The organism is Pantoea wallisii, from assembly GCF_002095485.1.
GTDB lineage: Bacteria > Pseudomonadota > Gammaproteobacteria > Enterobacterales > Enterobacteriaceae > Pantoea > Pantoea wallisii.
In genome coordinates, this window is sequence record NZ_MLFS01000029.1 from 42,505 (window position 1) to 54,798 (window position 12,294).

13 protein-coding genes and 1 pseudogene are annotated in these 12,294 nt (G+C 54.8%); 10 read left to right on the forward strand and 4 right to left on the reverse strand.

The annotated features are described in order from the left end of the window. Window positions 1-148: 148 nt before the first annotated feature. The 3 genes from HA48_RS11895 to HA48_RS11905 all read left to right on the forward strand — a co-directional run bounded on the left by HA48_RS11895 (window position 149) and on the right by HA48_RS11905 (window position 1,956). Window positions 149-577, forward strand: a complete 429-nt coding sequence (locus HA48_RS11895; RefSeq protein ID WP_128601497.1) for a hypothetical protein — start codon at window positions 149-151, stop codon at window positions 575-577. A 184-nt stretch (window positions 578-761) separates the two neighbouring features. Next, the gene (locus HA48_RS11900; protein ID WP_128601498.1) at window positions 762-1,151 is read left to right on the forward strand and encodes a hypothetical protein; all 390 of its coding nucleotides are present in this window, start codon (window positions 762-764) and stop codon (window positions 1,149-1,151) included. 409 nt (window positions 1,152-1,560) lie between these two features. Continuing rightward, window positions 1,561-1,956 (forward strand): putative T6SS immunity periplasmic lipoprotein, encoded by a 396-nt coding sequence (locus HA48_RS11905; protein ID WP_128601499.1) that lies wholly within the window; start codon window positions 1,561-1,563, stop codon window positions 1,954-1,956. Between the two features lie 171 nt (window positions 1,957-2,127). Here HA48_RS11905 and HA48_RS11910 read toward each other — a convergent pair whose 3' ends face one another. Then, the gene (locus tag HA48_RS11910; RefSeq protein ID WP_128601500.1) at window positions 2,128-2,928 is read right to left on the reverse strand and encodes an NAD(P)H-dependent oxidoreductase; all 801 of its coding nucleotides are present in this window, start codon (window positions 2,926-2,928) and stop codon (window positions 2,128-2,130) included. Window positions 2,929-3,018: 90 nt separating this feature from the next. Between HA48_RS11910 and HA48_RS11915 the strand changes: the two genes are divergently transcribed. The 3 genes from HA48_RS11915 to HA48_RS11925 all read left to right on the forward strand — a co-directional run bounded on the left by HA48_RS11915 (window position 3,019) and on the right by HA48_RS11925 (window position 6,165). Then, window positions 3,019-3,909, forward strand: a complete 891-nt coding sequence (locus HA48_RS11915; RefSeq protein WP_128601501.1) for a LysR family transcriptional regulator — start codon at window positions 3,019-3,021, stop codon at window positions 3,907-3,909. A 172-nt stretch (window positions 3,910-4,081) separates the two neighbouring features. Then, window positions 4,082-4,951 carry an SDR family oxidoreductase gene (locus tag HA48_RS11920; RefSeq protein WP_128601502.1) on the forward strand — a complete coding sequence of 290 codons (870 nt, stop codon included), beginning with the start codon at window positions 4,082-4,084 and terminating at the stop codon, window positions 4,949-4,951. A gap of 167 nt (window positions 4,952-5,118) precedes the next feature. Further along, complete coding sequence (locus tag HA48_RS11925; protein WP_128601503.1) at window positions 5,119-6,165, forward strand: DUF1176 domain-containing protein; 1,047 nt, start codon at window positions 5,119-5,121, stop codon at window positions 6,163-6,165. A 40-nt stretch (window positions 6,166-6,205) separates the two neighbouring features. On the opposite strand, the gene HA48_RS11930 is transcribed toward HA48_RS11925, so the two are convergent. Beyond that, window positions 6,206-6,889, reverse strand: coding sequence for a YecA/YgfB family protein (locus HA48_RS11930; RefSeq protein ID WP_128601504.1), 684 nt, complete (start codon window positions 6,887-6,889; stop codon window positions 6,206-6,208). A gap of 209 nt (window positions 6,890-7,098) precedes the next feature. Here HA48_RS11930 and HA48_RS11935 point away from each other — a divergent pair, with 209 nt between their 5' ends. The 3 genes from HA48_RS11935 to HA48_RS11945 all read left to right on the forward strand — a co-directional run bounded on the left by HA48_RS11935 (window position 7,099) and on the right by HA48_RS11945 (window position 9,638). Then, window positions 7,099-8,115 (forward strand): isopenicillin N synthase family dioxygenase, encoded by a 1,017-nt coding sequence (locus HA48_RS11935; protein ID WP_128601505.1) that lies wholly within the window; start codon window positions 7,099-7,101, stop codon window positions 8,113-8,115. A gap of 18 nt (window positions 8,116-8,133) precedes the next feature. Next, window positions 8,134-8,916: a MetQ/NlpA family ABC transporter substrate-binding protein gene (locus HA48_RS11940; protein WP_128601506.1), complete on the forward strand. Its 783-nt coding sequence runs from the start codon at window positions 8,134-8,136 to the stop codon at window positions 8,914-8,916. 227 nt (window positions 8,917-9,143) lie between these two features. Beyond that, window positions 9,144-9,638, forward strand: coding sequence for an RcnB family protein (locus HA48_RS11945; RefSeq protein WP_128601507.1), 495 nt, complete (start codon window positions 9,144-9,146; stop codon window positions 9,636-9,638). On the opposite strand, the gene pdxR is transcribed toward HA48_RS11945, so the two are convergent. Next, complete coding sequence (gene pdxR / locus HA48_RS11950; protein ID WP_128601508.1) at window positions 9,628-11,070, reverse strand: MocR-like pyridoxine biosynthesis transcription factor PdxR; 1,443 nt, start codon at window positions 11,068-11,070, stop codon at window positions 9,628-9,630. The genes HA48_RS11945 and pdxR overlap by 11 nt on opposite strands. 101 nt (window positions 11,071-11,171) lie before the next feature. Between pdxR and HA48_RS11955 the strand changes: the two are divergent. After that, window positions 11,172-11,881 (forward strand): annotated as a pseudogene (locus tag HA48_RS11955) (GNAT family N-acetyltransferase). Between the two features lie 11 nt (window positions 11,882-11,892). On the opposite strand, the gene HA48_RS22050 reads toward HA48_RS11955, so the two are convergent. Then, window positions 11,893-12,294 (reverse strand): hypothetical protein (locus HA48_RS22050; RefSeq protein WP_158086966.1); only part of this gene is annotated, 402 nt, incomplete at its 5' end.

A 12,294-nucleotide genomic window follows, 5' to 3' on the forward strand; every position in this document is an offset into this window, starting at 1 on the left:
TGAAACACAGTAGGTTAGTTATCTTTGCGCTTAAAATTTAAGCTGATTTGATAAATGATGTTGATTTTACATTTTAAGAAGTTTAAATCAGACATTGTCAAAATTAAAAGTAAGTAGTGATATGCATTTTTAAGCGAGATAGCTGCATATGTTGAAAGGAAACAACTCTGGAAAGAAACTTACTTTGCTTGTTGTCATCTTGGTTATTGTTGTGCTTTTTGTTTTTATCATAAGAATTTTTCTTATTGATAGTGCGAAATATACCCGATCGAACTGGGCTTACTACGCGTTGCTGACGCCAGAAGTGATCAAAAAGTCTCCTCTTATTTCTGATAATTACAGTATTCATTATGATGCGCAAGACGGTAACAAACCAGAAGCGAACGTTATCACATTCTACAATGTGAATGACGCAAAGCAATTAAGAGAATATTTACTTAGTAGTAATTACAAACTTGAGGGGATGACAGAGTTCGGGGAAGAGTGGCGGCCTCAAGGCAGAACCGGATACGTCGTTTACCTCAATGTATATCATGCACCTGATGAAGTGGTTATGGCTGTTATGGGTGTAGACTAATTTTTACAATCTGTATTTATAAAATTGCTTATTGTGAATTTGAACTTTATTTTTTTTATAAACAGCAGATATCGACGGTGCATAAGCAATTGAGGTAAGATTACCAGGGAAGGATAGTAAAAATATTCTGATTAACTGAATTTCAACCTGCTTGTTAATCCTGACAGAAAAGGAATGCGTTAGCATGAACGAGAAAACGCAGAGAAGACTGCAAAAAATAGAGTTGAAGATTAAGAGCAATAATTTTAGCAAGGCTGAGTTACTATCTTTTAGAATGCCCTATAAAAATTTGGTTAAAAAGCTTAGTGAAGAGGGTGTTGCCAGAATCACGCTATGTTCTGCAATATCATATTTTTCTAATGATGCCTTTTCAGTAATTGCCATATATTTTTACATGTGCATTTTCTTTCTCGTTGCGTTTTTATTTGTGGGAGAATTCGAAGGAAGCGTTTTTTTCTTTAGCGTCATCGCTGTTATGGCTGTGTTACATATTTTTTATGCTGTAAATAAAAATGATATAAAATATACCACCTACCTTAAGTTGGTTAAGCTATATTTGAAAAGTCTTTTCTAAAACTCATATCTGTAGCCCCCGAGAGGGAATTCAATAATCCCTTTTCTCAGCGTATCTGCTGCAAAAATGAGTTTCATGGTTGTTTTCTTTGTATTCCATTTAATGACATAGTCTTTTTGGATGGCCCTGAATAGAGCACCCGTGCCCGTTTTTTCAAATCGACCTTTTTTAACTAATCGGTAGCTATTCTGATATTTAATCGTGAATTTGATCCAGGTTATGTTTTTCAAAGATGAGGCTTTTTGCCAGATGAATAAAATTGAAGTTAATATTACTATCTTTCATGTTGCTGCCTGCAAAGCTGGAGATTCATTCAACATCCCGGCAGAGGCGGACACTACCGGGGGAAGCAGGATTTAAAGACTATTCCTGACCTGTATAAGAAAATTGTTACCGGAAGAGGTTAGAGATGAGAAAGGGAATATTAATTTTGTCAGCGTTTTTCCTGGCAGGTTGTCCCGGGCCTGGCGACCGCTTTATTGAACAAAAAACAGCATCAGTACGCCTTCAGGCCAATCATGTCTGTGTTGTCTCGCCGCTTAATCAGAATGAAAAACTCCTCTCTTTCCGTGTGTTTTCGGAGGACGATAAACCGGTCATGCATTTTTTTAACGATGGCGGTTTGTATGTGCAAAAAGGGGATTGTCTTCCAATACTTAACTACTCTTTCAAAAAAGACGTGCGTTATGCTGTTTCCTATAACGTCACCAATGAGAAAACCGCAAACCACTTCATATTACTCTCTAACTTTAAAATCACTTCAGATGCCCGGGGAAAAGATGCGATTACCTTTCTCGGGAAATAAACCCAGCCATGATGCTCACCGTACTTCAGTTAAAACTAAAGCCCATGCCGCAGTCAGCGCACGCCGTAACGGCGCTATCTATCGCGCGATAAATCGCGCCGCTACGCAACGTGCGATGTGCATATTCAACGCCTGACTAAGCAGCACTAAGCCCTAAGCCGGATTTACATTTTAGCGACTCACGTCTCCCGAATTCCGCACCACATGCACGCCAAATCCGCTCTCTCCCGCTGCAAATTCATCCTTGAGCGTCAGGGCCGGAATCTCGTAATCACCGCCGTTCTGGCGGCGGAACGCGATAGGTTCTGCATCCGCTAAAGTATCCAGCCGGGCCGCCAGAGCATCGCACCAACCGTTGAAGCGCGCCTGCGCGGATTTCTGCACGCGATAAAAAACCAGCGGTGGCAGCACGCTAAAGCCGGGATAGAACAACATGCCGTGCTGAATCGGAAACAGAAGGTCATCAATGGGGCCGTTAATGCCGCGCGGGCTATAGTGCGATTCCCAGCCGCCGGTGGTGACCACCAGCATGGCGCGTTTGCCGGTAAGATTGCCTTCGCCGTAGCGATCGCCCCAGTGCCGATCATTGTGCTCGCCCACGCCGTAAGCAAATCCGTTAGCGTATACCCGGTCAAACCAGCCCTTCATGATGGCAGGCATCGAGAACCACCACAGCGGGAACTGAAAAATCACCATATCGGCCCAGCGTAATTTCTCCTGCTCGGCGGTGATATCGGCGGGTTGCATCTGGTTATCAAAAGCGAATCGTGAATCCTGCGTTGCATCGTAATGCGCACCCACCAGAGGTGCCAGCGTATCCGCGGCGTCCAGCTGCGCTTTCCACTGCATGGCGTAGAGATCAGAGACCTGAACCTGATGTCCGGCTCTTTGCAAATGGTCAACGGCAAACTCTTTCAGCGAACCACTCAGAGAGCGCGGCTCCGGATGGGCATAAACAATCAGTATCTTCATGGCGAAATCCTGTGAAATGAAAACAGCTGCAGCTTAAGCACGGGCTGAATATAGTAGAAATCAATTGCTGATATCACAGGTATAGACAGGATGAATATCAATGCGCTGGATTTGAACTTGCTGCACACGCTGAACGTGCTGCTGCAAGAGCTGAATGTCACGCGTGCCGCACAGCGTCTCCATCTGTCACAGCCTTCGGTGAGTGCCCAGCTGGCAAGGTTGCGTGCCGTGTTTGACGATCCGCTGTTACTGCCGGGCCCGCGCGGCATGCTGCCGACTGCGCGTGCCGAGGCACTGCGCGCACCGCTGCAGCTGGCCCTGGAAACGCTACAGCGCGCGGTGGCACCGCCTGACGCCTTTGAGCCTGCTCAGGCCGATCTTACCTGGCGTATTGCCGCCACCGATTACATGTCCTCCGCGCTGATTCTGCCGGCGCTCAACCTGATAAGTGCCGCCGCACCGCGCAGTCGCACGGCGGTGTTCGCACTCAATCCGCCGTTGGTGGCGCAGCAGCTGGAAAAAGGTGAGCTGGATATGGTGTTCCATACCGGTGATAACGCACCGCCGACGCTGCATCAGCGCAAACTCTTCAGTGAGCGTTACGTGCTGGCAGGCCGGCGCGATCATCCGCAGCTTCAGCAGCCCCCTTCGCTGGAGGCCTTTTGCCAGCTGGAGTTTGTGATCGTCTCGCCCGACGGCGGTGGATTCAGTGCCGCCACGGATAACGCGCTGGCAAAACTCGGCCTCAGCCGCCGGGTGGCGCTCTCGGTGCCGCACTTCCTGTTTATGCTGGATGTGTTGGCAAACAGCGATCTGGTTGCCGTTTTGCCCGCGCGTCTGGTGCGCCATGCGGCGCAGCTCACGGTGGCAGAACCGCCGCTGGCGATAGAGGGCTTTGATATCTTGATGCTGTGGCATGAGCGTCTGCATCGCGATCCTGCCCATCAGTGGTTAAGGCAACAAATTGTGGCGGCGTTGTAAAACCTGAATACCTGTTGGTAATGCGTGCACGCTTTATGCTGCCAACCCGGATGCAGTGCGCTCTCAGCGGTGGTTGACGCCTGAAGAATGATGCGAATAGCGCGGCCTCTCGCCAGCGCGCATCATATAAACACGACGAAATATTCGCGTTTAAGACTTCAGGAGAGAGACCATGCATGTATTTGTTACAGGCGCGACCGGCTGGGTAGGATCGGCAGTCGTGGACGATTTGCTGGCGGCCGGCCATACCGTCACCGGCCTGGCGCGTTCCGCAGATAAAGCCGCTGCGCTGGCTGCGACAGGCGCGCAGGTGATCCACGGATCGCTGGAGGATGCGGCGCTCTTACGTCGCGCGGCGCAATCCGCCGATGCTATCGTTCACACCGCCTTCAACCATGATTTCTCGCGCTTTGCCGCTAACTGCGAGCAGGACCGGCAGGTGATTACGCTATTGGGCGAGGCGATTGCCGGTTCAGATCGTATGTTGCTGGTGACGTCAGGCTTATCCGGAATGGCCCGCGATGCTACTGAGCTGGATTCCCCTGAACCTGTCTCGCCGCGTCAGTCGGAAGCCGCTGCGCTGGCGCTTTCACAGCGCGGCGTGCACGTTGCCAGCGTACGGCTTTCGCCGTCGGTGCATGGTCTGGGCGATCACGGTTTTATCGCTATCCTGGTACGGCTGGCGCGGCAGACGGGGATCGCTGCGTGGCACGGCGACGGGCAAAACTGCTGGTCGGGCGTGCACCGTCGCGACGCCGCGCGCGTTTACCGCCTGGCCCTGGAGCAGGGCGTGACCGAACGCGTCTACCATGCCGTAGCGGATGAAGCGGTGCCGTTCCGCACAATTGCAGAGACCCTGGGCCGACAGCTGGGCTTACCGGCGGGCGAAAAAGATCGCGAGCACTTCGGCTGGTTTGCCAATATGGCCGCAGGGAACATGGCGGTCTCCAGCGCACGTACGCGTGCACTGCTCGACTGGTCCGCCACGCGCCCGGGCCTGCTTAGCGAACTCGATACCCCGGCCTATTACACCCACCTCTGAGTGTGCGCTGCTGCCCGTAAGGGGCAGCGTGTCGGGCTCGCTGTGACCGCGTCTTCGTGTCCGCCAACCGCAGCCGATCACGGAATAAGCAACGCCGCAAAAAATTCACTTCTCGCCCGTGCTAAAACTCATCACACTAGCCACCTTTACCATTATGGAGAGATGGCATGAAAACCCGATTGCTGCTGGCGCTGTCGCTGCTCGCCAGCCTGAGCGCGCCGCTGCTGGCAGAGGATGGTGTCTCCTTTAGTCATAAAGACTGGGAGCTGGCCTGTGATAATACGCTGACCTGTCGCGCGGCAGGGTATAGCGCCGAAGACGGTGCCGGCGGCTCGGTATTACTGACGCGACAAGGCGGGCCGGATACGGTCACGCACGGGCGCGTCGTGCTGGCCGATACCGGCGACGATGACTCAAAGCAGGTGGATACGCTGGCGCTGTGGATTGACGATCGCGCGCTGGGCAATGTGGTGAAAGCGGAAAATGACGAATGGACCCTTACCGATGCGCAAACTCAGGCGCTGATTAGCGCCATCAAAGGCAGCGGGAAAGTGGAGTTTCGCGGCGGCGCTGAGCCATTCGATCTCTCCAGTAATGGCGCATTTGCCACGCTGCTGAAAATGGACGATGCGCAAGGGCGTCTCAACACGCCGGGTGCGCTGGTGCGCAAAGGCAATCAGCCGGAAAGTCGTGTTCCGGCCGCCATGGCGTTGCCAGTGATCCTGCAGGTTAAGGTCGCAAAAGCCGATCCGCGTCCGTTAACGGTGGATGAGCTGGCGCTGATTAAGCCTAAGCTCATCGCCTCCCTGACCGATGATGACAGCTGTGACAACCTTGCGCCGGTCGACGATCAGCCGGAAGAGGGCGCTGAGCCGCCCACGCTGACCGCGGTGGACGATACGCACGTGCTGATCGCTGCCCTGTGCTGGCGCGGTGCCTATAACGAAGGATATGGTTACTGGCTGATGGATAAAGCGTTGCAGGGGCAGCCGCAGCTGATCACCGATTCCGGATCTGATTACCGTGAAGGGGTGATTTCTGAAGCGCAGAAAGGGCGCGGTATCGGGGATTGCTGGAGCACGGCGGCATGGGTCTGGGATGGGAAACAGTTTACGCAGAGCAGCGACGCCACTACCGGCATGTGCCGCGCCATTCGTGCTGGCGGCGCGTGGCAGTTACCGACATGGGTAACGGAAGTGAAACCGGCTGCATAGCGAATGCGCGGCAGTTGAGCCGCGCAACAAAGCTGCAACTTTACGATTTATTCAGGCAGCACTGCTTGAACTTCTTACCGCTGCCGCACGGGCAGGGATCGTTGCGTCCGGTTTTCTCACCGGCAAAATGCGGCAGCTGTGGCTCAGGATCGGGCTGCGCCATGCGCTGTTCCTGCCAGTACTCATGCAGCTCCAGCGCCGCCGGGCGGATCGCATCCAGGCTGGCTTCAAACGCTTCCGGGGTAAAACTTTCGCGCTGCGCCAGATGCGCCTCGCTGCCGTGCAGGGCGATAGCCTGTAAGGCTGGCTGCAGCGAGGCAGGCAGCAGCGACCAGTCGGCATCCAGCGCCACGCCGCGCATATAGCCGTAACACCAATCCTCCACCACGGTGAACTCCTGGCCTTCCATCTCCTGCAGGCCAAACAGCGGATCGAACTGCTCCGGATACTCCGCCAGGCGCTCGGCGATATCGTTGAGATGCTGGAACGTCAGCGTCATAAAGCGATCCATTTCGCGCTCGTTCGCCCATTTGGGAATCTGCTTCTGGCCGCCCCACATCGCCACCAGCCATTCGCTCGGCTCGATATCATTAGGGCCGGACAGCAGCGCGGTCAGCAGACCATCCAGCTCAGAGGTATCCACCACTGACTGTTCATTGCCGTATTTCTCCAGCATATCGTCCAGCCAGCTCAGCTCTTTTTCGGTTAATGGACCCTGGTTCATCTGGCGTCTCCTGCGGTGTGTATCGGTGGGCAACATTGATCGGCGCGATTATAGCGGTAAGCGGAGATGATTTACCGCTTTTTGCATATCGATTGCTAAAGCTCTCCTAAAAATCATTCGCCATAACTTATCGCGCAACAGTATTGGCTGGAAACGGCAGTGAATGTCAGCGTTAAGGCAGAATATTTCTCCCACAGGGAAGCAAAGCAATGGCGGATTCTTTACCGGTACTGGATTTGGCACGGCTGGAGCTGCCGGAGGCAGAACAGGCGCCTTATCTCGCGGAGTTGCGCACCACCGCGCGTGACGTCGGCTTTTTCTATCTGGTTAATCATGGCATCTCTTCACAGTTATTGCAGAACGTGCAGAGCATTACCCGGACTTTTTTTGCCCTGCCGGATGCGGAGAAGCAGCGTGTCTCCATGATTCACTCACCGCATTTTCGTGGCTACAACCGGGCAGGCGTGGAATATACCCGTGAACAGCGCGATCAGCGTGAACAGTTCGATATCGGTGCCGAACGCGAGGCGCTGCAGCTACTACCCGGCGATCCGCCATGGAAGCGCCTGCAGGGGCCAAATCTGTGGCCGGAAGCCCTGCCGCAGCTGCGGCCACTCATTCACGCCTGGCAGCAGGCGATGACCCACGTAGCGCTGCGTCTGCTGCGTGCCTTTGCCAAATCACTTTCCCTGCCGCCAACCGCCTTTGATGCGTTGTACGGCAGCCATCCCAATGAGCATGTGAAATTAATTCGTTATCCCGGCCAGGCAACCGGTGCCAGCCAGCAAGGTGTTGGCGCGCATAAAGACTCCGGATTTTTGACCTTCCTGCTGCAGGACCGTCAACCCGGCCTGCAGGTGGAAGTGGCCCCGAATACGTGGGTCGATGCGCTGCCAAAACCCGGGGCATTTGTGGTGAACATCGGCGAACTGCTGGAGATCGCTACGCAGGGTTATCTGCGTGCGACGGTACATCGGGTGAAATCACCTGCCGCAGGCCAGGAGCGTGTATCAATCGCCTTTTTTCTGGGTGCGCAACTGGATGCGGAAGTACCGGTGTATAGCCTGCCACCGGCACTGGCCGCTGAAGCGCGCGGCCTGACCCGCGATCCCGCCAATCCGCTGTTGCGCGATGTGGGCTGGAACTATCTCAAAGGGCGCCTGCGCTCTCATCGCGATGTGGCAGAGCGCTACTACGCCGATGCCCTTATCACCGATAAATCATAAAAACAGTAAGGAAAACCCATGCATAAAAAGATGATAGCTACGCTGGCATTGTTCTCTCTGTTCAGCACCAGTGCGTCCGCCGCTGCACTGCGGGTTGCAGCCGATCCGGTGCCGCACAGTGAAATTCTCAACCACATTAAAGCCACGGATAAAAAACTCGATCTTGAGGTGATCGAACTCAACGGTAACCTCAACGCCAATGAACTGCTGGCGCGCGGTGATGTAGATGCTAACTATTTCCAGCATGTGCCATATCTGCGCGATCAGGAAAAAGCGCTCGGTGAAAAATTTGCCGTCGTGGCAACGGTGCACATTGAACCGCTGGGAATCTATTCACACAAAGTGAAGACGCTGAAAGATTTGCCAGAGGGCGCGCAGGTGGCCGTGCCCAATAACGTCACTAACCTGAGCCGTGCGCTCTATCTGCTGCAGGCCAGCGGCCTTATCACACTGAAAAACAGCAGTGCCACGACGCTGGCAACGTCTGCTGATATCGTCGATAACCCGCATCGCCTCAAGATTATTGAAGTGGAAGCACCACAGCTGCCGCGTGCACTGGACGATGCACAGCTGGCGATCATCAACGGCAACTATGCGCTGCAGGCCGGGCTGGTGCCGTCGCGTGATGCGCTGGCGCTGGAGCAGGCGAAGGATAATCCATACGCGAACGTATTGGTAACAACACCAAAACTGGCTAAAGACCCGCGTATTCTGCAGCTGGCCAGCGATCTGGAGTCAAAGCAAACCGCAGAATTTATTCGCCAGCAGTACAAAGGATCGGTGATTCCGGTCAACCCATAATGCCTGCCGCCACCGCTTACGGGCTGGTGGCGTAAATCACCCATCTACGTTGAAATTTCCTGCCGTTTTCTCATGCTTGCTTGCAATTTTACCGCGCGAAAAAAAGCCATGCTGAGGTATGCTGTGCGACGAACATTGACGCGCTAAAGCGCGACGCGGGAACCTTCCGCGAGCTGTGCTTGTCAGTAACATGGACAATGAATAATTAACCAGAGTGGGAATCACCAATGCGCAGGACACACGTCAACCTTCTTTCAGCAGGAATTTTTCTGGGCGCTTTGAGCCTGACGCCAGCAGCGCTGGCTGAGGGCGAGCAAACGGATACCGTACCGACGCCGCCTCAGGTTCAGCAAACCGCACCGGATGCGGCCACGCAGGCACCAGCCGCCGACGCGCCTGCCAGCAATGAGCCGGCAGAATCGAGCGGCGATGTCGCGCCGATCCGCCCTTCACAAAATGGTCCGGGTCAGCTCCCGTCTGCGGCGAATAACTACGAACTCAGCACCATTATCATCGACTACAAAGAGTATAAAGTCGGCGATATCGTCCCGGATGAGTACCGTAAAAAGCAGTACACCATCGTTGAGTGGCAGCAGCGCCACCTGCCAGCGCCACAGGAAGGTACGCACTGGACCTATATCAATGCGAACTACATCCTGATCAGTGACGATAGCGGCAAGATCGTCATGGGCAAATCTGGCGACATCTTCTTTAAAGGTTAAGCAGGCGCGCAATGTGCGCGATGCCCGCCGCGATCTGGCTGGTGCTGGTGTTGCCATACCCCAGCACCAGCCCCTGCTGCTTTTGCGCGCCCAGATAAAACCCGGAGAGCGCACCAGGCGCATAACCGGACTTAAACAGTCGATCCGCCAGCGCCCTGTCATCTATTTCCTGATCCAGCTGTAACACCAGATGCATGCCGCACTCGCCGCCCAGCAGGGGAACCTGTGCGCCCAGTGTGTGCTGCAGAGCGCTACGCAGGACGGTTTGCCGCTGGCGATACAGCCGGCGCATTTTGCTCACATGGCGGTTGAAGTCGCCACGACGTAGAAAGAGCGCCAGCGCCTGTTGTGCCGGGCGATGACCGCCGCGCAACAGTTCATGCAGCGCGGGCCGCAGCACGGGCAGCAGCTGGGGCGGCAGTACCATATAGCCGATGCGCAGCGCCGGGAACAGGGTCTTACTGAACGACCCAATGTAGATGACCGGCGTGGGCTGCATCATGCCTTGCATCGCAGCAATCGGCTCGCCGCTGTAGCGGAAGTCGCTGTCGTAATCATCCTCAATAATCCAGCTTTGATGCTGCTGTGCCGCTGCCAGCAGCGCCAGACGACGTGGTGCACTCATGATGGCACCGGTTGGATACTGATGCGTGGGCGTGGTGTAAATCAGACGCGGTGGGCGCTGTTGCCAATCCTGTGCGGTGGGCGCCAGCCCCTGTGCATCTACTGCTATCGGCTCAACGTGCATATCGCCAAGATGCATGGCGGCTTTGGCGCCGCGATAGCCTGGCTCCTCCACCCAGCCGGTATCACCACGATTGGTAAGCAGTGAGACACAGAGCGTCAATGCCTGTTGCGCCCCTTCGGTAATCACAATTTGTGCCGGGGTACAGCGCACGCCGCGTGCCAGCGTCAGATGCTGCGCGAGGGCTTCACGCAGGTCCGCTTCACCCAGGGGATCGCCATAGCCCAGCAGCTGTGGCTGCTGCGACGCCTGATTCAGGGCGCGTCGCCACTGCACCAGCGGGAAGTGTGACAGCGCCGGGATGCCGGGACGCAGCGCCAGCGCGTGATCGGACTGCCGGTGGCGGGAGTGCAGCGGTACAACGCGCGCAGCAACCGGCCACGTTTCATCGGGCGCATCTGTATGTGCAGGCGCAGGCAGCTGCGCCAGAGCACTGACCCGGCTTCCCTGGCGGTCACTCAGCAAAAATCCCTCTGCCTGTAGCCGGGACCAGACGGCCGTCACCGTATTACGTGAAACGCCTAATTCAACCGCCAGCTGGCGGGTGGACGGCAGAGGTGTTCCGGCTGCCAGCTGACCACTCAGGATGGCCTGACGGATGCGCTGGTAGAGCTGCTGCTGCAGGGTCTGTGTCGCGTCATGCGCTAAGGGTGCCAGCAGCAGTGAATAGTGGTTTTGGCTACGCATTGTCTTTCCGTGGATCTATCAATTGATACCATTGTGGCGCTTTTTAACGGGCCAGCAAAGTGGCACGCTGCCCATCTGGCTCTCCTGTAAGGAACGGAATCATGTCTCAGCACTACAACGATTGGGGGCAGCCGCTGGGCGCGGCCATGCCTGACTGGCAGCCCCGTCCACGGCCGCAGGGTGAAGTGCTCAACGGAGACTATTGCCGCCTGGAGCCGCTGGATGCCGCGCATCATGGTCGCGAGTTGTTCGCAGCCTATGCGATGGCGGGCGATGGCCGCGACTGGACCTGGCTGCCGGTCGAGCCATTCGACGATGAAGCGCAGTACCTGGCCTTTGCCACTGCCTGTCAGCATAGTACGGACTATGTCCATTTTGCGGTTATCGACCAACAGACTAACCGCGCAGTGGGTACGCTGGCGCTGATGCGCATCGAGCCGGGCATGGGGTGATGGAAGTAGGTTATGTGGTGTTTTCACCGCTGCTTAAACAGACCCGCATGGCAACGGAAGCGCACTATCTGCTGATGTGTTACGCCTTTGATAGGCTGGGCTACCGGCGGTATGAATGGAAATGTGACAGCTGTAATCAGCCGTCCCGCCAGGCCGCACTGCGGCTGGGTTTTCAGTATGAAGGCACCTTTCGTCAGATAATGGTCTATAAGGGGCGCAGCCGGGATACCTGCTGGTTTTCGATTATCGATAGTGAATGGCCACAGGTGAAAGCGGGCTTTGAGCGCTGGCTGGCAGCAGACAATTTTACGCCAGATGGCACGCAGCGCAGAAAGCTGGATGCGCTGCGTCAACCGTAATTGCCGGCTGGCTAGCTGATAAAGATGTATTTCAATGTGCCTGTCACCATCGCACAGGCCATTGCCATCATCAGCGCCTTGATCCAGTGGGAATCCCTTTTTAACGACGCTAAGTTCTGGTCGATATCCAAAAGGCGGTTTTCCACTTTTTCAAAGCGCTGATCTATCTTCTCAAAGCGTTGATCTATTCTATCGAAGCGCTGATCAATCGCCTGAAACTTCATGTTGACGTCATTTTCAAATTGGTTGAAACGCATCTCGAGTTTATCAAAGCGTTGATCAATTGCCTGAAACTTTATGTTGATGTCATTTTCAAATTGGTTGAAACGCAACTCGAGTTTGTCAAAGCGTTGTTCAATCGCCTGGAATTTTATGTTGACGTCATTTTCAAATTGGTTGAAACGTGTCTCGAA

Excerpts from the sequence above, each read along its gene's own strand:
- HA48_RS11900 (WP_128601498.1), top strand. The coding sequence starts at position 762 with ATGAACGAGAAAACGCAGAGAAGACTGCAAAAAATAGAGTTGAAGATT.
- HA48_RS11930 (WP_128601504.1), bottom strand. The coding sequence starts at position 6,889 with ATGAACCAGGGTCCATTAACCGAAAAAGAGCTGAGCTGGCTGGACGAT.
- pdxR (WP_128601508.1), bottom strand. The coding sequence starts at position 11,070 with ATGCGTAGCCAAAACCACTATTCACTGCTGCTGGCACCCTTAGCGCAT.
- HA48_RS11895 (WP_128601497.1), top strand. The coding sequence starts at position 149 with ATGTTGAAAGGAAACAACTCTGGAAAGAAACTTACTTTGCTTGTTGTC.
- HA48_RS11945 (WP_128601507.1), top strand. The coding sequence starts at position 9,144 with ATGCGCAGGACACACGTCAACCTTCTTTCAGCAGGAATTTTTCTGGGC.
- HA48_RS11940 (WP_128601506.1), top strand. The coding sequence starts at position 8,134 with ATGCATAAAAAGATGATAGCTACGCTGGCATTGTTCTCTCTGTTCAGC.
- HA48_RS11905 (WP_128601499.1), top strand. The coding sequence starts at position 1,561 with ATGAGAAAGGGAATATTAATTTTGTCAGCGTTTTTCCTGGCAGGTTGT.
- HA48_RS11935 (WP_128601505.1), top strand. The coding sequence starts at position 7,099 with ATGGCGGATTCTTTACCGGTACTGGATTTGGCACGGCTGGAGCTGCCG.
- HA48_RS11925 (WP_128601503.1), top strand. The coding sequence starts at position 5,119 with ATGAAAACCCGATTGCTGCTGGCGCTGTCGCTGCTCGCCAGCCTGAGC.
- HA48_RS11915 (WP_128601501.1), top strand. The coding sequence starts at position 3,019 with ATGAATATCAATGCGCTGGATTTGAACTTGCTGCACACGCTGAACGTG.
- HA48_RS11920 (WP_128601502.1), top strand. The coding sequence starts at position 4,082 with ATGCATGTATTTGTTACAGGCGCGACCGGCTGGGTAGGATCGGCAGTC.
- HA48_RS11910 (WP_128601500.1), bottom strand. The coding sequence starts at position 2,928 with ATGAAGATACTGATTGTTTATGCCCATCCGGAGCCGCGCTCTCTGAGT.